Origin of the sequence: Streptoverticillium reticulum (assembly GCF_047456005.1) — a bacterium.
In the GTDB taxonomy this organism is placed as follows: Bacteria; Actinomycetota; Actinomycetes; order Streptomycetales; family Streptomycetaceae; genus Streptomyces; species Streptomyces reticulum.
Window position 1 is genome coordinate 5,339,451 of record NZ_CP179755.1, and the last position, 19,347, is coordinate 5,358,797.

17 protein-coding genes are annotated in these 19,347 nt (G+C 70.2%); 5 read left to right on the forward strand and 12 right to left on the reverse strand.

Going from position 1 to position 19,347, the window contains the following annotated elements; translation table 11 throughout:
• The first annotated feature begins 43 nt into the window (after nucleotides 1–43).
• A complete protein-coding gene (locus ACMATS_RS24425; RefSeq protein WP_414169044.1) occupies nucleotides 44–2,119 on the forward strand; it encodes an NB-ARC domain-containing protein in 2,076 nt (691 codons plus the stop codon).
• Here ACMATS_RS24425 and ACMATS_RS24430 read toward each other — a convergent pair.
• Both ACMATS_RS24430 and ACMATS_RS24435 read right to left on the reverse strand, forming a co-directional pair.
• Nucleotides 2,109–3,263 (reverse strand): hypothetical protein, encoded by a 1,155-nt coding sequence (locus ACMATS_RS24430; RefSeq protein WP_414169045.1) that lies wholly within the window; start codon nucleotides 3,261–3,263, stop codon nucleotides 2,109–2,111. The two genes, ACMATS_RS24425 and ACMATS_RS24430, sit on opposite strands and share 11 nt — an antisense overlap.
• Nucleotides 3,264–3,369: 106 nt before the next feature.
• The gene (locus tag ACMATS_RS24435; RefSeq protein ID WP_414169046.1) at nucleotides 3,370–3,864 is read right to left on the reverse strand and encodes a hypothetical protein; all 495 of its coding nucleotides are present in this window, start codon (nucleotides 3,862–3,864) and stop codon (nucleotides 3,370–3,372) included.
• A 195-nt stretch (nucleotides 3,865–4,059) separates the two neighbouring features.
• Between ACMATS_RS24435 and ACMATS_RS24440 the strand changes: the two genes are divergently transcribed.
• Entirely contained in the window at nucleotides 4,060–6,147 is a 2,088-nt protein-coding gene (locus tag ACMATS_RS24440) for a UvrD-helicase domain-containing protein (protein ID WP_414169047.1), read from the forward strand.
• A 31-nt stretch (nucleotides 6,148–6,178) separates the two neighbouring features.
• Here ACMATS_RS24440 and ACMATS_RS24445 read toward each other — a convergent pair whose 3' ends face one another.
• Nucleotides 6,179–6,709 (reverse strand): nuclear transport factor 2 family protein, encoded by a 531-nt coding sequence (locus ACMATS_RS24445; RefSeq protein WP_414169048.1) that lies wholly within the window; start codon nucleotides 6,707–6,709, stop codon nucleotides 6,179–6,181.
• 93 nt (nucleotides 6,710–6,802) lie between these two features.
• On the opposite strand from ACMATS_RS24445, the gene thrS reads away from it, so the two are divergent.
• The gene (thrS, locus tag ACMATS_RS24450) at nucleotides 6,803–8,863 is read left to right on the forward strand and encodes a threonine--tRNA ligase (protein ID WP_414169049.1); all 2,061 of its coding nucleotides are present in this window, start codon (nucleotides 6,803–6,805) and stop codon (nucleotides 8,861–8,863) included.
• Nucleotides 8,864–8,964: 101 nt separating this feature from the next.
• On the opposite strand, the gene ACMATS_RS24455 is transcribed toward thrS, so the two are convergent.
• From ACMATS_RS24455 to ACMATS_RS24495, 9 genes are all read right to left on the reverse strand, one after another.
• Nucleotides 8,965–10,164 (reverse strand): MFS transporter, encoded by a 1,200-nt coding sequence (locus ACMATS_RS24455; RefSeq protein WP_414169050.1) that lies wholly within the window; start codon nucleotides 10,162–10,164, stop codon nucleotides 8,965–8,967.
• A complete protein-coding gene (locus ACMATS_RS24460) occupies nucleotides 10,164–11,477 on the reverse strand; it encodes a peptide ligase PGM1-related protein (protein ID WP_414169051.1) in 1,314 nt (437 codons plus the stop codon). Before ACMATS_RS24460 ends, ACMATS_RS24455 begins: the two co-directional genes overlap by 1 nt.
• 4 nt (nucleotides 11,478–11,481) lie before the next feature.
• On the reverse strand, nucleotides 11,482–12,774 hold the full coding sequence (locus ACMATS_RS24465; RefSeq protein ID WP_414169052.1) for a hypothetical protein: 1,293 nt from the start codon (nucleotides 12,772–12,774) through the stop codon (nucleotides 11,482–11,484).
• Nucleotides 12,771–13,814, reverse strand: coding sequence for a radical SAM protein (locus ACMATS_RS24470; RefSeq protein ID WP_414169053.1), 1,044 nt, complete (start codon nucleotides 13,812–13,814; stop codon nucleotides 12,771–12,773). Before ACMATS_RS24470 ends, ACMATS_RS24465 begins: the two co-directional genes overlap by 4 nt.
• Nucleotides 13,815–13,873: 59 nt before the next feature.
• On the reverse strand, nucleotides 13,874–14,335 hold the full coding sequence (locus ACMATS_RS24475; RefSeq protein ID WP_414169054.1) for a GFA family protein: 462 nt from the start codon (nucleotides 14,333–14,335) through the stop codon (nucleotides 13,874–13,876).
• Nucleotides 14,332–15,270, reverse strand: a complete 939-nt coding sequence (locus ACMATS_RS24480; protein WP_414169055.1) for a fatty acid desaturase family protein — start codon at nucleotides 15,268–15,270, stop codon at nucleotides 14,332–14,334. Before ACMATS_RS24480 ends, ACMATS_RS24475 begins: the two co-directional genes overlap by 4 nt.
• Nucleotides 15,267–16,244: a 2OG-Fe dioxygenase family protein gene (locus ACMATS_RS24485; protein ID WP_414169056.1), complete on the reverse strand. Its 978-nt coding sequence runs from the start codon at nucleotides 16,242–16,244 to the stop codon at nucleotides 15,267–15,269. Before ACMATS_RS24485 ends, ACMATS_RS24480 begins: the two co-directional genes overlap by 4 nt.
• Nucleotides 16,245–16,284: 40 nt before the next feature.
• Nucleotides 16,285–16,470 (reverse strand): hypothetical protein, encoded by a 186-nt coding sequence (locus tag ACMATS_RS24490; RefSeq protein ID WP_414169057.1) that lies wholly within the window; start codon nucleotides 16,468–16,470, stop codon nucleotides 16,285–16,287.
• A 114-nt stretch (nucleotides 16,471–16,584) separates the two neighbouring features.
• Nucleotides 16,585–16,929, reverse strand: coding sequence for a hypothetical protein (locus tag ACMATS_RS24495; RefSeq protein WP_414169058.1), 345 nt, complete (start codon nucleotides 16,927–16,929; stop codon nucleotides 16,585–16,587).
• Nucleotides 16,930–17,118: 189 nt separating this feature from the next.
• Here ACMATS_RS24495 and ACMATS_RS24500 point away from each other — a divergent pair, with 189 nt between their 5' ends.
• Together ACMATS_RS24500 and ACMATS_RS24505 are read left to right on the forward strand one after the other, a co-directional pair.
• Entirely contained in the window at nucleotides 17,119–18,129 is a 1,011-nt protein-coding gene (locus ACMATS_RS24500) for a LuxR C-terminal-related transcriptional regulator (RefSeq protein WP_414169059.1), read from the forward strand.
• 221 nt (nucleotides 18,130–18,350) lie between these two features.
• Complete coding sequence (locus ACMATS_RS24505; RefSeq protein ID WP_414169060.1) at nucleotides 18,351–19,292, forward strand: phytanoyl-CoA dioxygenase family protein; 942 nt, start codon at nucleotides 18,351–18,353, stop codon at nucleotides 19,290–19,292.
• Nucleotides 19,293–19,347: the final 55 nt, after the last annotated feature.

Here is a 19,347-nt window from a genome sequence, read left to right on the forward strand (position 1 = left end):
CCGCCGCTGCGACGGGCGGGGGCGGACCTGGGGATGGGGACGCATGGACGGCACCGAGAACACCATTGAGGGCGCGACGATATGGGGCACGACGATCCAGGGGCGGGACATCCAGTACCACGCCGCCCCTGAATCGCCGACGCCCCGTCAGCTCGCCCCGGCACCACAGAAGTACGTCAATCACCGCCGCACCTTCGCCACGCTCACCCGGGCCGTCGCGGAGCGGACCGCCGGGGCGGCGCCGCTGGTGCTCCTGCTGATCGGCATGCCCGGGGTGGGGAAGACGGCCACCGCGCTGCGCCTGTTGCACGCCCTGAGCGACCGCTTCCTCGGCGGACAGCTCCAGGCCGACATGAGCCCCCAGGGGCCACTGTGTCCCCGCGACCCCGTCGCCGTACTGCAGGGCTTCGTCCGCGCGCTGACATCGCATCAGCCCGACGCGCCCCTGCCCGCAGGCCTCGATGAACTGGCCGCTCACTACAGAACGCTCACATCGGCCCGGCCTGTGCTCGTCCTGCTCGACGACGTGGTGAACGCCGGGCAGGTCCGCGCATTACTGCCCGGACACCCCGGCAGTGTGGTCGTCGTCACCAGCCGCACGCCCCTCACCGGTCTGCAGGCTTCGCACCACATGATGCGTGTTCCTCTGGATGCGTTGAAACCCAAGGCCAGCAAGGAGCTGTTCGAGGCCGTGGCGGGCTCGGGCGTCATGGAACGGCCGCTGCTGGACGGTGTGCTGCACGCCTGTGCCGGGCTTCCCCTGGCCGTGCGGATCGCAGGAGCCAGAGCGAGTGAACTGCGCGACATGGGGGAGGATCCGGCCGGGCTCGCCCGCGAACTCATCGACCGGAGCACCCGCTTGGAGGCGCTCACCGTGCCGGACGACCTTTCGGTTGCGCAGGTCTTCGACGTTGTCTACCGCTCCCTGCACAAGGACGCAGCGGCCCTCTACCGCGCGCTGGGGCTCCACCCCACGCCGGAGTTCTCCCGCGAGCTCGTTCAGTCGCTCGCAGGGGCGCCGGATGACGTGCGGACGCTCGTCCGGGAGAAGCTCCTCGACCCCGCAGGGGACGGCCGGCTGCGCATGCACCGCTTGGTGCACGACCACGCGCGAGCGGCGGCCGACGCCGGTGGGCCGGACGGCGCCGTGGAGCGGTGCATCGACTGGTACCTGACGCTGGCCGCAGCCGTCGAGCGGCTGGTCTCCGACCGCTGGCGCCACGGACAAGTCTTCACCCGCACCGACCTGCCCGCCTTCCCGGACGTGAACACGGCACTCGACGCCCTGGAGCCCGACCGCGCCAACGCCGTGGCCGTCGTCGAACTCGCCCACGCCGCAGGGCACTACGAAGCCGCCTGGCAGCTGTGCGAGGCGCTGCGCGGATTCTTCTACCGTCGCAAGTACCACACGGACTGGATCGGGGTGTGCCGGAAGGGCCTGGACGCGGCCGGGCGGACAGGCGATCCGGTCGCCGTGGCCCGCATGCACTACGAGCTCGCCTTCGCGCTCGCCGACCGGGGCGAGGGCGACGACTGTGCTGCCGCCCGGGAGCACTACGAACACGCCCTGCGCGAGGCCACCGTGGTCACCCACGCGCGGACGGTGTCCACCGCCTTGGAAGGCCTCGGGCTGCTGGCCCTGCGCACCGGGGACGCACGCACGGCCGCAGACTGTTTCGAGCGTGCAGCCGGGGCACTCGACGGCATCGACCACCCGCGGGGCAGGGCGCTGCTGACCTTCCACCTGGGGCGTGCCCGCAGCGCCGAGCGCCGCCACCAGGATGCAGCCGAACTGCTCCTGCAGGCCCGGAGTTTGTTCGCCGCACTGACCGACCCGTTCAACGAGGCCAAGGCATTGTGGCACTACGCGCAGGCACGGCAGCGTGCCGACCGGCTGGACGAAGCACTCGAACCGCTTGACGTATCAGTGGCGCTGATGCGCACGTGCGGTGCCCCCAAGGAACTGGCCGACGTACTCCTGATGCGCGGTGACGTACGGGCGGCACAGGGGGAACACCAGGCAGCCGGAGGCGACTGGCGCGAAGCGGCCGAGTTGTACAAGAGGCTGGGCCGTGGTGCAGAGGAGCAGGCCGCACGCGGGCGCCGCGTCAGCGGCTGATGGTGAGGACGGCCGGTGGAATGCCGTCGACCACGCTGATGTGTAGGGAAGTTGCGCAGCTGGTCAAAGTGGAATAGACAGCCGATGCGGCCACCGCGGTGTCGTACGGCCACGGCGCCGTGCCGTCCTGCCACTGCGCGGTCAGACGATGCTGTCCGTCCCGTGTGAACGCGACGCAGCCCGTCGTCCCTTGGGGAAAGACGGCAAGCAGGCATCCGGGGTGGTCCCGGAAGACGCGTCGGACGGCGTCCTCCCATGATTCGCCGGGGTCTCGCGGCTGCGCGAGGACCACGTCGGCCGCGTGGGCCCAGCGGGGATCGGGCTCGCCGTAGGAGGCCACGAGGTGGGGGTCGGGCAGGTGATCGGCGACCTGGCCCTGGAGCTCGGCCGGGTAGCGCCGGAGACGGTCGCCCCGCAGGTCGGCGTACACGGGTGCAGCGGCCGGCTGGCGGTGTTCGGCAGGCAGCGGCAGGGGGAGCGCGACGGGCCGGGTGACGGCGGGGTGCTGCGGTTCGTCGAGCTCCATCCGCGCGTAGTACAGGCTGCGCAGCAGTCCGGCCGCTCTGAGGGGCCGGGAGGTCACCAGGGCGCCGATCTCCGCGATCCGTTCGCGCAGCGGGCCGGTCTGGGCGGCGACGGCCCGCTGCAGCTGGTCGCCGAGCGGCTCGTGCCGTGTCACGCGCGGCAGTTCGCCGCCCAGCAGGTCCATGGGCGACCCCTCGGCCACCGCGTCCTCGCCGAACGCGCCCAACAGGCCGGGCACGCCGAGTGCCGCGGCGTACAGGGACAGCGAGCCGTGGTCGCCGATGAAGGCGTCGGCCGCGACGAGTGCTGCCTTCCAGACGTCGGTCTCGGGGGAGGGGAGGACGAGCCCGGAGCGCAGGAACGGCGCGAGCCACTCGCGTATCTGGTGACCGCCGTGCGCGTACCAGGCGTTGGGGTGGACGGCGCAGAGCACGCGGTACTCGTCGGCGGGCAGTTCGGCGAGGGAACGGCGGACGGTCTCCAGGTCGGCCCGGTGTGCACCGAGCAGAGACCGGTTCTTCCAGGTGGAGGTCAGCACGAGCAGTTTCTGGCCGGGGCGGAGGCCCAGGGCCGCGCGGTACTGGTCGCGGAAGGGAGCGCCGGCGAGGAGCTGGTCCATGCAGGGGTCGCCGGCAACGACGGAGAGGGGGACGGCCTCGGGGCAGCCGCGGCGCAGGCGTTCACGCTGTTCGTCATGGGAGAGGACGATCGCGGAGGGGATCAGTTCACCGTTGTGCGTGAGCCACTCGGCATCGAGGCCGAAGGCTTCCGGCTTCCGGCTTCCGGCTTCCGGCTTCCGGCTTCCGGCTTCCGGCTTCCGGCTTCCGGCTTCCGGCTTCCGGCTTCCGGCTCAAGTATTTATTGTATCCAGCACCGTGCGGGGCGCCGATGAGCGGAGCGTTGAGCTGCTGCAGATCCCCGCCCCGGCTGCTGCTGACCGCGAGGTCGAATTTCTCGCGCTTGGCCTCCTCCCAGGATATGTAGGGGAGTTGGCGCTCGGCGATGAACTCCCGTATGCCCGCCTCGAACGCCGAGGACCCCGTGCAGGTGAAGAGGACGTGCACGCGGGTGTCGCCCTCGAAGGGCTTCAGGAGGTCGAGCAGCCGGGTCGCGGACGTGACGTTGTGGATGACGCCGAGCACGGTCCGTTCCGGCGTGACGGTGGCCCAGTCGGCGGCGTCCTCGCGCAGCAGGATGTGCGACGGTCCCGCGTCCGGCACGGCCCTTCCTTCCTCACACTTCCGGCCGCCCTCCGGCGGCTCCGGCAGACGATACCCGGCGGCTCCGGCACGCCCTGCGTGCCCTTGCTGCCGCTGCGCGCTCCGGCGGCATCCCTGCCGCGCCCCTGTGCGGTGACTCCGATCCGCACTATGATCATTACTTTACGTGCAGGGGGAGCGTAAGAGGGGGCGGGCATGGCGGTGGCCGGCGGCTCGGCATTGAACAGGGCGCAAGAGGCCCGGCGGCACGAGCGTGAGTTGCGTGAACAGCTGTGGGCGGCACGGCGGGAGGCCCGGCGCTGGGAGGCGGCGAGCGAGGGTGAACAGCTGGTGCACGCCCAGCTGTTGGTACTCGCGCAGCGCGGCTGGCGGCTGCTCGTGGACCGCCGCTGGCCGGGTACGCGCGCGGCCAATGTCGACATGTTGCTCGTCGGCCCCGGCGGCGTCTTCGTGATCGACGTCAAGAACTGGAGATCCGCGCCGGAGATCGCGCACGGCCGTCTCACGGTCGGCGACCGGGACTGCGACGGCGAGGTCCGCAAGCTGCTGGCGGTCACGCGCGTCGCGGAGGGCGCGGTCGCCGCGCTGGGCCTGTCGCCCGTGGCGGTGCAGCCGTTGATGGTCTTCGCTGGGCACTCGCTCGCGGAGAGCCTCGGCCGGGTGCGGCTCCTGGGCGACCAGGAGGTGGCTCCGGCGCTGATAGCCGAGCGGGCGCGTCTCACGGCGCCGCAAGTGCGCATGCTGGGCGCCCACTTGGAAGAGGTCTTCCCGGCGTACGAGACCTCGTCGGTGGACCGCAGCAGCACCACACTGCGGGAACCGGAAACACCGGTCGACGACGCCCTCTTCGACGTCACCGGCCTGCGCGACGCGGCCATGGACGCCGCCCGCAGTGCACCGATCGAGCGGTGGATGACCTTCCTCGCCGCCGAACAGGTCCCCCTGGTGCGGCGCAACTGGTCGGGACCGGCCCGCATCAGCGGCCCGGCGGGCACGGGCAAGACCGTCGTGGCCCTGCACCGCGCCGCCCACCTCGCACAGCGGACCACCGGCCGCATTCTGTACGTGACGTTCGCCAACAACCTCCCCAGAGTGCAGAGCACGTTCCTCGGTACGATGGCTCCCGCCGTCGCCGACCGCGTCGAATTCCGCAGCCTGCATTCCTGGGCCCGTGGTTTCCTCGAAGAGCGCGGCATAGCCCACCGGCTGAACGGCGAGCGGGCGGAGACCGCGTTCAGTCACGCCTGGATGCGTTGTGGCCGGTCCAGCGTCCTCGCCAGTGTCGACCGTTCGCCGGGCTACTGGCGCGAGGAAATCGACTACGTCATAAAGGGCCGTGGCATCACGCGCTTCGAGGACTATGCGACGCTGCGCCGCATCCGCCGCCGCACCAACCTCCAGCGCACGCACCGGGAAGCGGTCTGGGAGCTGTACGAGGAGTACGAGCGCATCCGCACCGAGCATGGCGTCCACGACTTCAACGACATCCTCAGCCTCGCCCTGGCCGAGGCCCGGCGGCATCCCGGCAGTCCGCCGTACGCGGCGGTGATAGCCGACGAGGTGCAGGACCTGACCCTCGTGGGTGTGCGTCTGCTGCACGCTCTCGTCGGCGACACGGCCAACGGCCTGCTGCTGGTGGGCGACGGTCAGCAGTCCGTCTACCCGGGCGGGTTCCGCCTGTCCGACGCGGGCATCGACGTCCGCGGCGACCGGGGTCAGGTGCTGCGCACCAACTACCGCAATGCCAAGGAGATCCTCGATGCGGCACTGGCCGTCGTGGCCGAGGACGCGTTCGACGACATCGACGGCACTCGCACCGCCGGGCACCGGGACGTCGATCTGACCTATCACGACGGCACGGTCACCAGGGTGGTCTTCCGCACCGCTGCAGCGCAGGACGAGGCGCTCCTGGACGCCCTCCGCACGCTCGGACCGTCCAACTGGCCGGACTCCGCGATCCTCTGCCGTTCGCACCGGGAGACGAACCACTTCAGGGATCTGCTCAACCGGTCGGGCATCCCTTTGTGCCCGCTGGACCGCTACGACGGTCAGCCGGTGGCGGCCGTGAAGCTCGGCACGTACCGCCGCGCCAAAGGCCTGGAGTTCAAGCACGTCCATCTGCCGGACCACGACATCGCGTCTGGCGGTTCAGCCGACAGCAGCGCACCCGATGCGGATGTCACGCGTGAACGCCAGGAGCTGTGGCGCACCCAGCTGTTCGTCGCCATGACGCGGGCCCGGGACACCCTGTGGCTGGGTTCGGTCGCAGCGGGCGGCAGGTAGCAAGAAAGCCCGTCGGGTTCACCCCGTCGGTTCACAGGGGCACACCGCCCGTCTGTCGCACCTCCTCGTGAAGGTGCACGATGCGCCAGGCGCCGCTGCCGCCCCGCTGCAGCACGGCCGTGTTGCGCACCAACTCCGGCCGCAGCGGCGTGCCGTCGGCCGCCGGTGCGCAGTCGACGCGCAGCCAGTACCGCACCAGGGCGGTGTCCCCGAGAACGTCCACGACCGGGTCGTGGGCGTCGAGGCCCGTCCACTCGGGCCCGCTCGCGGCGGCGGCCCGTTCGGCCCGCAGGCGGTCGAGGTCCTTCCTACCGAGCAGCAGCCCGTCCGCCTCCGAGTGCCACATCGTCGCCTCCGGATCGAGCCGGGCGTCGACCTCTTCCCTGTCGCACGCTTCGTGCGCCGCGTACATTCCGGTGACCACGGTCCACACGGCCTCCGCGTCCGAGGATGCCGAGGATTCCGAGGACGAGGCATCGGTGCGTTCGGGGTGGAGAGGGACGGATGCGGGCACGACGGCCTCCCGTTCGGACGAGTGGAGCACGATTTCAAGCAAGTGCATCACGTGAGTGGAGTAGGCAACAGTCCCGCTTTCACCGCACCGGATCGTCATAGCATCGGGACGTTCAGTCATGATCCGTTTGAGGAGCATCCCGTGTCGCAACCCGGTGCCGTGCAGTCCGTGATCCCGTCGAGCGCGACGGTGCCGGCCGGCACTACGGCCGGTGCCGTGCTCCGCGACGCGGGGATCCTGCCGAAGGGGCCGAAGGCCGTCATCGTCGTGCGTGACGCCCAGGGGCAGCTGCGCGACCTGTCCTGGGCGCCCGAGGCCGACGCCGAGGTCGAACTCGTCACCGCCGACAGTGCGGACGGCCGCATGGTCATCCGGCACTCCTGCGCCCACGTGCTCGCGCAGGCCGTGCAGCAGGAGTTCCCGGAGGCCAAGTTGGGCATCGGCCCGCCGATCAAGGACGGGTTCTACTACGACTTCCAGGTCGAGCGCCCGTTCACGCCCGAGGACCTGCTGGTGCTCGAGAAGCGCATGAAGCAGATCATCAAGGGCTCGCAGCGTTTCTCGCGCCGCGTGGTGGAGTCGGCCGAGGCGGCGAAGGCCGAGCTGGCGGACGAGCCGTTCAAGCTCGAACTGGTCGACATCAAGAGCGATGTGGACTCCTCCGAGGTGATGGAGGTCGGCGGCGGCGAGCTCACGATCTACGACAACCTGGACCCGCGCACCGGCGAGCGGGTATGGGGCGACCTGTGCCGCGGCCCGCATGCGCCGACCACCAAGCACATCCCGGCCTTCAAGCTGATGCGCACTGCCGCCGCCTACTGGCGCGGCGACCAGAGCAACCAGCAGCTGCAGCGCGTCTACGGCACCGCGTGGGAGTCCCAGGAGGCCCTGGACGCCCACCTGGAGCTGATCGCCGAGGCCGAGCGCCGCGACCACCGCAAGCTGGGCACCGAGCTCGACCTGTTCTCCTTCCCCGACGAGATCGGCTCCGGCCTGGCGGTGTTCCACCCGCGCGGCGGCATCGTCCGGCAGGAGATGGAGAACTACTCGCGGGCCCGGCACATCGCGGCCGGCTACGACTTCGTCTACTCGCCGCACATCGCCAAGGCCAACCTGTTCTCGACGTCCGGACACCTCGACTGGTACCGCGACGGCATGTACCCGGCGATGCACCTGGACGCGGAGCTCGACGGCGACGGGGAGGTGCGCAAGCCCGGCCAGGACTACTACCTGAAGCCGATGAACTGCCCCTTCCACGACCTCATCTTCCGCTCGCGCGGCCGCTCGTACCGAGAACTGCCGCTGCGGATGTTCGAGTTCGGCTCCGTCTACCGCTACGAGAAGTCCGGCACGATCCACGGCCTCACCCGCGTCCGCGGCCTCACGCAGGACGACGCGCACATCTTCTGCACCGCCGACCAGGTGCAGGACGAGCTGAAGTCGCTGCTGTCCTTCGTCCTGGACCTGCTGCGCGACTTCGGCCTGGACGACTTCTACCTGGAGCTGTCGACCCGCAACGACGAGAAGTACGTCGGCTCGGACGAGGTCTGGGAGAAGGCCACCGAGGCGCTGCGCACGGCCGCCGTGGAGTCCGGTCTGGAGCTCGTCCCCGACCCGGGCGGCGCCGCCTTCTACGGGCCGAAGATCTCCGTACAGGCGCGGGATGCGCTCGGCCGCACCTGGCAGATGTCCACGATCCAGCTGGACTTCAACCTGCCGAAGGCCTTCGACCTGGAGTACTCCGCCGCCGACGGCACCCGGCAGCGGCCGGTGATGATCCACCGCGTGCTGTTCGGCTCGCTGGAGCGGTTCTTCGGCGTGCTCACCGAGCACTACGCGGGCGCCTTCCCGGCGTGGCTGTCGCCGGTCCAGGCCGTCGGCATTCCGATCGCCGACGACTTCATCCCGCACCTGCGCGAGGTGGAGCAGGCGTTGCGGCTCAAGGGCATCCGGGCCGAACTGGACGTCTCGGACGACCGCATGCAGAAGAAGATCCGCAACCACACCACCCAGAAGGTGCCGTTCATGCTGCTGGCGGGCGCCAAGGACGTGGAGGCCGGGGCGGTGTCCTTCCGCTTCCGTGACGGCAGTCAGGTCAACGGGGTGCCGGTGGAGAAGGCCGTGGAGACCATTGCCGACTGGGTCGGGCGGCGGGTGAACGCTTCGCCGACCGCTCAGTTGTTTCCTGCGCTGCAGGGCTGACGCCCATGCCGAAGGCCGGCCGGTCCCGTTGACCGGCCGGCCTTCGGGTGCGGGTGCGCTGTGGTTGCTCGCGCAGTTCCCCGCGCCCCTGACAGGGCGCGTTACGGGGCGCGGTTCACTGTGAACCCCCGTACCCCCGGCATCGCCGCCGTGGCCAGGCAGGCCACCGCCACCAGTACCGCGCAGGCCGCCAGCGGGACGGACGGGCCCCACAGGTCGGCGGCGACGGGGGCCAGGGCGTAGCCCAGTGGTGTCGGGCCCAGGGACATCAGCCAGTCGTAGGAGGTGACCCGGGCGAGCGTGTGCTCGGGCACGCTGTTCTGTACCGCGGTCTCCCACACCGGGCCGAGGAAGCCGAGTCCGGCCATCCCCACCCCGTACGCCGCGATCACCACCGGCGCGGGTGCTGGCACGGCGAGCAGGCCCAGCGGCAGCGCGTACAGGGTCAGGGCGAGGTCTCCGGCCAGTACCGGCCGGCGCAGCCGAGTGCGGCTCGCCGCCAGTGAGCCCAGGAGCAGTCCGACGGAGCCGCTCTGGAGCACGGCCACCCAGGTCTCCTCGCCGCCGAGCGAGTGGATCGCGACGGCTGGGCCGAGGACGAGGAACACGCTCGCGGTGAAGCACCAGAGCCCGTGGACGATCAGGCTGGACCAGTACCAGTCGCGGCTGCGCACCTCTGCCCAGCCCTCGACCAGGTCCGCGCGGAACGAGCGCTTCGGCGGCTTGACGTGCGGCACGCGGACCGAGGCCAGCAGCGCGGCGCTGGCGGCGAAGGTCGCCGCGTCGAGCACGAACGCCCAGCCCGGTCCGGCCGCCCAGATCAGCATCCCGGCGACCGCGGGGCCGCCGAGTTTGGCGAGGCTGTTGGCCGTGCCCAGCAGGGAGTTGGCCCGCTGCCGGGTCTCGGCCGGGAGCGTTCCGCTGACGAGGGGGGACATCGCCGGCATGGCGAACGCGGACGCGGCCGCGCCCAGCATCTCGGCCGCGGCGATGAAGGCGATGTGCGGATGACCGCTCAGCAGCTGGAAGCCGGTGAAGAGCTGCATCGCACAGCGGACGAGGTCCGTGCAGACCGCGACGCTGCGGGCGTTGAAGCGGTCGGCCATGACGCCGCCCACCGGCAGCAGGACGAGCCGGGGCACCATGGCGCACGCAAGGACGATGCCGAGCGCCGACGCCGACCCCGTGGCCCGCAGCAGGGCCAGGGCCAGCGCGGCGGGCACCACCGCGTCGCCGACGAGCGAGAGGGTGCGGCCCAGGAACAGCCTGCGGAAGGCGCTGTGGCGCAGAGGAGAAGCCATCAGAGGGCGGCTCGCAGCTGTGCCTCGATCTCCCGCGCGCGGTCCCGCGTCGCCCCGACGACGAGGCACTCCATGCTGTTGCCGAGCAGGGGGTCGCAGGCCAGGACCAGCACGCCCTCCTGCGTCGCTCGGTCGAAGTGCAGGCCGTGCTCGCGCAGGATGCGCAGCACGTCGTCCAGCGGGGCGGGCTGCACGTCCCGCACGGTGGACGCCACATGGCCGTCCGCATAGCGCTCGCCGAGCAGCCGTGCGCAGATGTCGTGCGCGACCAGGCCGCCGCCCCACCGGGCGTTCACTTCGTTGAAGACGATCTCGCCCGTGTCCGTGGCGATGGCGTCGATGTTGAGGTGACCGCGGTAGCCGAGCTGGGCGACCAGCGTGGCCAGCCGCGTCGAGAGGGTCAGGGCCTGTGCGGAGAGGAACGGGGGGAGTTCGGCGGGTATGTCCAGGCCGACCCAGACCAGTTCGGATGCTTCGGGGTCGCTGTCCGGGCGGAGCCGGATGGTGCCGCTGTCGAGGAAACGCGGCACGCCGTCGTCGCCGATGACGTACTCGACGTAGAACTGGTGCGAGGCTCCGTGGTAGCTCTCCACGACGAGGCCGTGGCTCCACCGGTCCGTCAGTGCGTCCCATACCTCGGTGGCCAGGGCCTCGGTGATCTCGTCCACATGCCGGGTCTCGCGGGAGCCGGGCAGGGCCGTCGCCGGGCCGGTGGTGAGCGTGAGGTTGCCGAGGCCGCCGGCGCCGTCGTCCTGCTTCACGATCACCGTGCCGGTGTGTGGCAGGTGCTTCTCGACGGCCCTGGCCAGGTCGTGCGGCGAGCGGACGACGGAACCCCGGGGGAGGGGAATACCGATGCCGGCGGCCAGTTGGCGGAAATGCGTTTTCCGGTTGAGGAAGTCGGAGCCGCGCTGGGCCGCGAATCCGGTGCCCGTGCCGGAGGCGAGGCCGAGGAGGGAGGCGAGTTCCGCGGTGCCTTCCGTGTGGAAGCACGGCATCATCGTCCAGGATGCGGGCGACCCGGAGGACTCGATGCGCTTCCGCAGTTCTCCGACGACGTCCTCGGACAGCAGGAGTTCGTCGGTGACGATACGGTCGCGGCTGAGGACGGAGACGGTGTGCCCGTCGAATCCGAGGGTGTCGCCCAGGTACTGCAGGAATTCCCCGTCGATGGCCACCGGGCTGACGATGACGTCGCCCTCCTCGGCGAACCAGGCGTGGCGCCAGCCGGACCGCGTGATCGGGTGCGTACTGGAGGAGCGGTCGCCCAGGGCGTGCGCCGTTCCCACGTTCAGGACAACGATTTTGGGCATGTCTTCACCATCTGTCTTCTGTGGGCTCGAAGAAGTCGACCGTCGGCAGTGAGGATTCGGTGCATTCGGCCGATTCCGCGGTGGTGTGCCACCCGGCCGCCAGCATCCTGGTCCGCAGCAGCGGGGGCCGTTCGGTCTGTACGAGTACGAGATCGGGCTCGGCGTCGCGCAGGACGGCGCCCTGCATGGCGTACGCCGCGAATTTGTGCACGACGATCCTGCGCAGCGTCTCGTCGTCGGGCTCGGCCAGGCCGTCGTAGTACGAACCCGGCTGCCAGAGGCTCCTCATGAGGGCCATCTCGGCCTCGATGTCCTGCGCGTCGAAGAAATCCAGCGGTGTTTCCGACACGGCGGCCCGGATCCCTTCGGCCGCGGCGGACGGCACGACGGCGGAAAGGCGCTCCACGCGTACGGCCTCCGCCCGCAGCACTCTCGGGTGATGCCCTTCGGAGCCCGGGATCTCCTCCGACAGATAACGGGCCACTGCGCCGACGAGCTGTTCGCGTCGCGCGTCCAGTGCCTGCCGGTCGAGATGCGCGGGCGGTGTGACTCCGTGCCAGAGGTAGTCGTCCTCGTCGGTGTCGCCGACGAACGTGCGGAGTTCCACGCCGACTCGGGCGCCTTCCAGGCCGCGGAAAAGGGTGTGCAGGCGGTCTGTCAGGCGGCTCAGCACGCTTCCGTGCATGTGGTCGCGGATGTACAGCTCCGGCTTGTCGCCGGAGAGCCGGGAGAAATCGACGGGCGGGCAGACGAAGAGCGCGAGCCGCAGCTTTCCGTCCCGGGCGATGCTGCCGAGGACGTTCCGCTTCATCGCGGGCGTGGGGGCCCGGTGCGTACGGTCCCATTCGCCGAGCACGAGCAGTGCGGCGGCCGCCTGCGCGTACGTGACGTCCGTGTGGCCCGGATAGTCGGCGGCCAGGTCGGCGGCGAGTCCGGCGACGGGTTCGGAACGGGCCGTGAACTCCTCCAGGGCCTCGTGCAGCCGGCGCGACACCTTCTTCAGACGTTTGCCGCTGACGGCGAGCCGGACCGAGTCCGCTCCGTTGAAGACCGCGGACTTGAACGGGTCCAGGCGGGTGCGCAGCAGGAACTCCGCGTATTCCGCGAGCGACTCCTCGCGCACGACGGAGGCTGCCGGAGGGGCGAGTTCCGGGAGGGCGCAGGGTACGGCGGGAGGGTTCGCCAGGACGACGTCGATGACGTCGCGCGCCTCCGCGATGCGCTGGGTGAGCAGGACCCGGGCCGAGGCCATGTCGTCGCCCAGGCCGCGCCGCTGCAGGGTCGGGGCGCCGGTCATGCAGCGGCACCCCGCCGCGCGATCCGGGCCTTGTCCTCCTCGGATCCGTAACGCCGGTCGAGAAGACGCGTGACGCGCGCCCAGTCGTCGAGGCTCCGGATGGAATTCCGCTGCTCCGCCACGAACGGGTCGTTGCGCCAGGCGAGCGCCCGGGCCCACAGGACGTCGAGGGACTCCTCCAGGACGTTGCCCACCTTCGCCTCGTAATTGGTGGACGCCCTGAACTGGCCGTCCGCCTCGATATGCGCGATCGTCTCGCCCTGGGCGCAGAGCGGGGACGTGGGGAGGAAACTGCGGGCGTCCGTCACGGAGACGTGCGCGCCGTTGCGGGCACGGGACGCCAGTCGCGGTTCCATGTCGCTGAGTGCGGCCAGTTGCTCGTCCGAGAGCAGCTCGCGGGACGCGAACTTCTCCTCCTGGGCGAGGCCTTCGGGAATCACCGCGCCGAAGGACACGTAGTCGATTTCCGGGAAGCGCGACGTCATTTCTTCGACGAATCGCTCTGTTCCGTCCCAGCCGCTGCGCGTCACCGTGTATTCGAGGCCGAGCCGGAAGCAGCGCTCGCCCCGTGCCCTGCGTTCCTGCTTGATGCGGTTGAGGTGCTCCAGCGATTCCATGGACTTCCGGAAGGATCCGGCACGGCCGCGGATCACATCGTGGACGTCCGCGTTCGCGCCGTCCACACTGACGGCTGCGCCGGTCACGGAGTCGGCGAGCCGCTCGGCTATGCCCTCGTCCATCAGCCAGCCGCTGGTGAAGACGGTGACGGGGACGCCCGCGGATTCGAGGCGGCGCGCCGCCTCGTCCCACCACGGGGCGAGCAGCGGTTCCCCGCCGCCGAACGAGATGCGCTGCGGCCGGGCCGCGGCGATCACGTCCGTCACGCGCAGGGCGTCCTCGCGGCCGAGCATTCTGGCCGGGCGGCGGCCGGACTCGGTGAAGCAGTGCAGACAGCGCAGGGGGCAGGCGTAGGTCAGGTCCCAGACGAACCGCTCGATCGGCCAATTGCCCTGTGGAACGGCAGAGTTCGGTGATTCCATGACGTCGTGTAGGTCCTCTGAATCGGGTAAGTGGGGGAAGTCCGTCGGCCGGTGAAGGGTCACTCGGTGAGCACGTGCTTCCCGGCGGCGATGCTCTCTTCCCAGTTCTGTCCGTCGAATTCGACGTATTCGACGGACTCGGCGGCGTCCAGGCCGAGGCAGCGGGCGTTGACGCTGAAGTAGCCGGTGGGGTGCGAACGGGGCCGGTAGAAGGGCATGATCCCGCAGACCGAGCAGAACGTGTGGTCCGCGATGCAATTGCCGAAGCGGTACGGCTTCAGGTACTGCTGGCCCTGGTGGAGCTCGAACCGTTCCTCCGGGATCATCAGCTCCTGGTGCCCCGACATGAAGCAGATTCCGCAGTTGCACAGGGTGACGGTGAGCCGCCGGGTGGCGTGGACCGAGAACTTCACGCCGCCGCAGTGGCATTGGCCGTCGTACCGGACGCGCTGACCGGATTCGGCGGAGGGCGCGGATCCGGCAGCGGGGGAGGCGGGCGCGGGCGATGCTTCGGTGGTCATGAGGTACTCCCTTGGGTTTCCGGTTCTTCCTGCCCCGCCGGGGACTTGGCGCCGAGTTCCCGGGCCAGCTTGACGTGGAATCCGAGGTAGGAGCTCTCCTGAATGGGGTGGGGCTCCGGCATGGCCCGGTGCAGGCGGTGGAGATTCAGGGTGGCGACGGCCGGGTAACGGTGGTGCTCGGCGTGGTAGTTCGCGTTCCAGAGCAGAAAACGCGTCGCCGGATTCGAGCGCACGGTACGGGTGTTGCGTGCGATGTCCGGCGAGCCCCAGAGCCCGTAGTGCTCCGGCAGGGCCAGGAAGATGATGGCCGGTCCCGCGAAATACAGCGGCAGCCAGTAGGCGAAGGCGAGTTCACGCGGGAAGACGACGGTCAGGGCAAGGGCGGCGAGCAGCCAGCCGCACAGGGCACGGTTGTCGGCGACGGCCTCGGCGCGGCGCTGCTCGTTGTTGATGCTTGCCGGATAGCCGCCCCGGCAGTTGCGTGCGATGGTCGCGAACGTGTGGCGCCAGAGGGAGATGCCCGTCAGCGCGTAGAGGTAGGCGGGCAGGCCGGGGTAGGTGCGGTCGGGTTCGGTGTCCCCCTCCACGCCCGTGTACCGGTGGTGGACCAGGTGCTGATAGCGGTAGACGCTGAAGTTGACCAGCAGGGGCGTCGACCAGACCGCTCCCATGATGCGGTTCGCCTTCTTCGACCGCAGGTGGGAGCGGTGGACGCAGTCGTGCGCGGCGTTCAGGAAGCCGGCGAGGACGACGCCGGACACCATCGAGGCCACCACGGCCGTGGCGCCGAGGCCCGCCTGCATCGCCACCACGACGGCGACGGCGTAGACGGCGAGGACGCCGGCGGCGTGAAGGACCACGCGCCGCTGGTTCGCCTTGGCCAGGTGCCGCAGCAGTGAGGTGTCGAGACGGCGGTCCTGACGGGGTTCGCTCATCGGGTCACGGCTCCGTCGGCCGTTCCGGAGGCGGCGAGCTCCCGCTCCCGCTCCGGTCCGGCGTTCTGGGGGATCACCCGGAGGTCGACGGACATCGGCAGGGTCTCGTGGGCGCGCAGGGAGTCGTAGGGGTGTGAAATGTGCCCGGACAGGGCCGGCTTGCGGGTGAAGAAGATCAGCATGTCGCGGGTGGCGGCTCTGCCGGGATCGGCGGCGGCGACCGGGGACAGGCTGTGCTTCCGCTCGTGGTCGACGACGAGCAGGGTGTCGAGGAAGGCGCGGTGCTGCCGCCTGCCCAGGACGAGCCGGGGATCGGTCTCGTCCCACCGGGTGGCGTTCTGTTCCTGCATGTCGTGGAGGAGCGTCACGGCGCTGTCGTCCGTCATGTTGTCGCTGCCGAGGAACGTCGTCATCGTGTGGTCCACGCCGTCGCTGTGGACCCCTTCGAGCGCGGGCTCGCCCACCAGATCGGGGGTGGTGATCGTCCTGAGGTTGAACAGCGTGCAGATCCAGATGTCGCTGTCGTAGTCGAGCTTCGGCCGCCGGGCCGTGCCCACGCCGTGGATCATCAGCGACTTGAAGACGAAGAGGGCCTGCAAGGCCGTGTTCTGCTGGAGGTCGTCGCCGATTTCATGGAAGACGCGTGCCTTTCCGGAGTCGTGCCGGACGAAGTCCTCCTCCGCGGACAGGGCGAAGGGCTGGAACTCCAGCCGATAGGCCCTCAGATCTTTGAAATCGAAACAGAATCGGCCGTTCTTCGACCGCCGGAAGGGCAGTGTCGGGTCCTCGCGCAGATCGTCGCTGACCCGCTTGAGCTTCTCCAGGTCCTCCGGGGTGGCGCCGAGGGCCTCGAGGAGTCCGGCCATCCGGTCACCCGTGACGAAGACCGAGCGACCGGCGATGTAGTCCGCCCTGATCTCCAGGATTTCGGACAGGGCGTCGTGCGGGGGATCGTGCAATTCGGAGAGGTTCATTAGTCAACCTTTTTGCGGCTCGGTCACTGCGGCGGCTCGGTCACTGCCAGCCGGTGGTACAGGCGATGGCGTGCCCGGCGGGGACGGGCTGCGGGGCGGGGGCGGAAGCGGCCACGGTCGTGCGCGGCTCGGCGGCCTGGGCGGCCGGGGAGCCGAGGGACAGCTGGACGCCGCAGGAGAGAAGGAAGATCGCGGCAACGGTCTTGGCGGGGCGGGCGAAAGACATGACGACTCCTGGTGCTGTGCGACGAAGGGGGTGGCCGGTTCCGGACGGGCAGTTGGTCTGCGCGGCGTCCTGTGGGCCGGTGATCAGCACTTTTCCGCACCTGGAGGCGCGTTGTCAGCGCTCCTGGCTGGCCTGATCCGGCGGTGGCATAAGCAGTCCACCGGCCGCGGTCCGACCCGGGCCGGATGCCGTCAACGGCATCCGGCAGGAGACCGCGGACGCCCCTGCGAGCCCCGGGTGCCGGCCGGCGGCGCGTTCCGCGACGGCTCGGGCGGCGCGCCGGGCGTCGTCGGGGGAACGGGCCGCCACAAAGAGGCCCAGCACCACCGGCCGTTCGTCCGCGTGGACGGTGACGTGCTCGATCCCTTCGTCCGCGCGGGCGCACGACATGACAAAGGCAGAGAAATCGTCCGGAACGGGCGCGTGCGATGTATCGAGGAATACGTGGACGAGATGCATGGGCAGGAGCATCGGGGAATCCGGCACCGTATGCCATGGCGGACGGCAGGCCGTTTGCGGACGAGGACGGAAACGGCCCCTCCGGTACGTAACTCCCGGCCGCCTGCAAGTGCTTCATGTATTCTCTGTCCGCCCATACCGGTATATCGACGAGCAGAATTGCGCGGCGCGACGGAAAGAGATGGCAGGATGCCGGACACCTTGGGAATGGAAGAGGCGACCGAGCTTGTTTACCGGACGTTGCTCGCCCACCCCGGCGAGCGGCTCGACCGAATTGCGGAACTCACCGGCCTCGCCGAATCCGAGCTGCGCGCCCGGCTCGACCGGCTCAGCGAACTCACCCTGGTCCGTCCCTCGCACGCGGACCCCGGCCGGCTCCATGTCGTCGCCCCGGAAATAGGCGTGAAGCTCCTCCTGGCGGAGCGGCAGGCCCAACTCGCATTGGCGCAGCAACGGTTGGACGACGCCCGATACGCGGCGGCGAAGCTCGTCGCGCAATTCTCCCGGCATTCGTCCGGCAGCAACGAGAATGTGGAGCGGCTCTCCGACCTCGACGAAATACGCGACCGCATAAGGCTGTTGTGCTCGGACGTACGCGAGGAGGTCATGGCCTTCGCCCCCGACGGCGCGCAGACGACGGAGAACATGGAGGCCGCCAAACCGCAGGACGCCGAACTCCTCGGCCGCGGCGTCCGCATGCGCACCCTCTACCTGGACAGCCTCCGGAACAACCCGCCCACCGTCGCCTACGCCAACTGGCTCGCGGAGCTGGGCGGCCAGGTCCGCACCGTCCCCTCGCTGCCGGTCCGGATGCTGATCGTCGACCGCGCCACCGCCGTCGTCCCCGTCGACAGCGAGGACAGCGCCGCCGGGGCCTTCGTCGTGAGCGGCGGCGGCATCCTCACGGCCCTCTGTGGCCTCTTCGAGTCCGTCTGGGAACGCGCGGCACCGCTCGACTGCAAGAGCGCCAAGGAACGCGACGACCGCGGCCTGACCGCCTCCGAGGCCGAGGTCCTGCGGCTGCTCGCCAAGGGGCACACCGACGAGATGATCGCCAAGCGCATCGGCGTCTCCGCGCGCACCACGCGGCGCATCGCGGCGGACCTGATGGAGAAGCTCGACGCGCGCAGCCGCTTCCAGGCCGGCACCAGCGCGGCCCTGCGCGGCTGGATCACGGCCGACGACGCCGTGTCCGCCTGAGCACTGCACCGAGGACGCGGCTCCCCGCGCCCCACAACGGGGCGCGGGCCCGGCGTGGACTGCTTATGCCACCGCCGGATCAGGCCACCCCGGGAGCGCTGACAACCTGCCGGGCGTGCGGAAAAGTGCTGATCACCGGCACCGCAGGGCACTGAGTACACCCACTGCCCGACCGGAACCGGCCACCCCATTCCGCAGCGCAGCTCCAGGAGTTGGCCACCGTGTCCGACACCACCGCAGTCCTCGAGAATCTCTCCGCCGACCTTGCCGCAGCCCTCGACGAGTACGAGAAGAACGGCTTCGCGATCCTCCGCAACGTCCTCGACCCCGAGCTGATCGCGGAGGCCCGGGACCACGTCGAGTGGCTCGGGCGCAGGTACCCCCATCTCCGCCCGGAGGAGTACCACCACCCCCTGATGCGCAACGACGCCTTCTGGGTGCGCCTGGTCACCGACGAACGCCTCGTGGACATCGCGGAAGCGGTCCTCGGCCCCGACCTGGCCTGTTTCACCTCGCACTACGTGTGCAAGCCGCCGCGGGACGGCCGCCCGGTGCTGTGGCACCAGGACGGCGCCTACTGGAAGCTGAAGCCGATGGAGGCGCTGACCGTCTGGGCCGCGATCGACGAGTCCACGAGGGAGAACGGCTGCATCCGGATCGTGCCCGGCAGCCACCGGCTCCCGATCCACGCCCCGTCGGTGCGCACCGACGTCGCCAACATGCTCTACTCCGAGACCCGCGAGGAACTCGTCCGCGAATGGACCGAGCGGGCCGGCATCGTCGACATCGAGCTCAACCCCGGCGACGTGTCCATCCACCACCCGAACATCCTGCACTGCTCCGAGGCCAACACCTCCGAGAAGCGCCGCTGCGGGCTGGACATCGGCTACATCGCGACGTCCACCCTGGTGGCGAACGACGGCCTCTACCTGGACCCGATCCTGGTGCGCGGCACGCCCGGCGCGGCGGCCAACCAGTACCGCAAGTACCCGGCCTACTCGCCGGAGGAGACCATCCCGTTCCGCGGCCACGAGGAGTGGAACGCCCGCATCGCCGGGATCAATGCACAGGGCGACTTCTCCGAGCCGGCCGTCGGCGAGACGCCGCTGGAGACCACCCACCGCATGGTGCGCCGCCTGGAGGAGGGCACCGTCAGCCGGTGACCCGGTCGTCCAGCCGGTGACCCAGTCGTCCCCGTGACGAAAGACGTCCGCAACG

Coding starts and splice junctions, on each gene's coding strand:
- ACMATS_RS24430 (WP_414169045.1), bottom strand. CDS start 3,263: ATGGACCAGCTCCTCGCCGGCGCTCCCTTCCGCGACCAGTACCGCGCG.
- ACMATS_RS24455 (WP_414169050.1), bottom strand. CDS start 10,164: ATGGCTTCTCCTCTGCGCCACAGCGCCTTCCGCAGGCTGTTCCTGGGC.
- ACMATS_RS24445 (WP_414169048.1), bottom strand. CDS start 6,709: ATGCACTTGCTTGAAATCGTGCTCCACTCGTCCGAACGGGAGGCCGTC.
- ACMATS_RS24485 (WP_414169056.1), bottom strand. CDS start 16,244: ATGAACCTCTCCGAATTGCACGATCCCCCGCACGACGCCCTGTCCGAA.
- ACMATS_RS24460 (WP_414169051.1), bottom strand. CDS start 11,477: ATGCCCAAAATCGTTGTCCTGAACGTGGGAACGGCGCACGCCCTGGGC.
- ACMATS_RS24490 (WP_414169057.1), bottom strand. CDS start 16,470: ATGTCTTTCGCCCGCCCCGCCAAGACCGTTGCCGCGATCTTCCTTCTC.
- ACMATS_RS24465 (WP_414169052.1), bottom strand. CDS start 12,774: ATGACCGGCGCCCCGACCCTGCAGCGGCGCGGCCTGGGCGACGACATG.
- ACMATS_RS24480 (WP_414169055.1), bottom strand. CDS start 15,270: ATGAGCGAACCCCGTCAGGACCGCCGTCTCGACACCTCACTGCTGCGG.
- ACMATS_RS24495 (WP_414169058.1), bottom strand. CDS start 16,929: ATGCATCTCGTCCACGTATTCCTCGATACATCGCACGCGCCCGTTCCG.
- ACMATS_RS24425 (WP_414169044.1), top strand. CDS start 44: ATGGACGGCACCGAGAACACCATTGAGGGCGCGACGATATGGGGCACG.
- ACMATS_RS24440 (WP_414169047.1), top strand. CDS start 4,060: ATGGCGGTGGCCGGCGGCTCGGCATTGAACAGGGCGCAAGAGGCCCGG.
- ACMATS_RS24475 (WP_414169054.1), bottom strand. CDS start 14,335: ATGACCACCGAAGCATCGCCCGCGCCCGCCTCCCCCGCTGCCGGATCC.
- ACMATS_RS24500 (WP_414169059.1), top strand. CDS start 17,119: ATGCCGGACACCTTGGGAATGGAAGAGGCGACCGAGCTTGTTTACCGG.
- ACMATS_RS24470 (WP_414169053.1), bottom strand. CDS start 13,814: ATGGAATCACCGAACTCTGCCGTTCCACAGGGCAATTGGCCGATCGAG.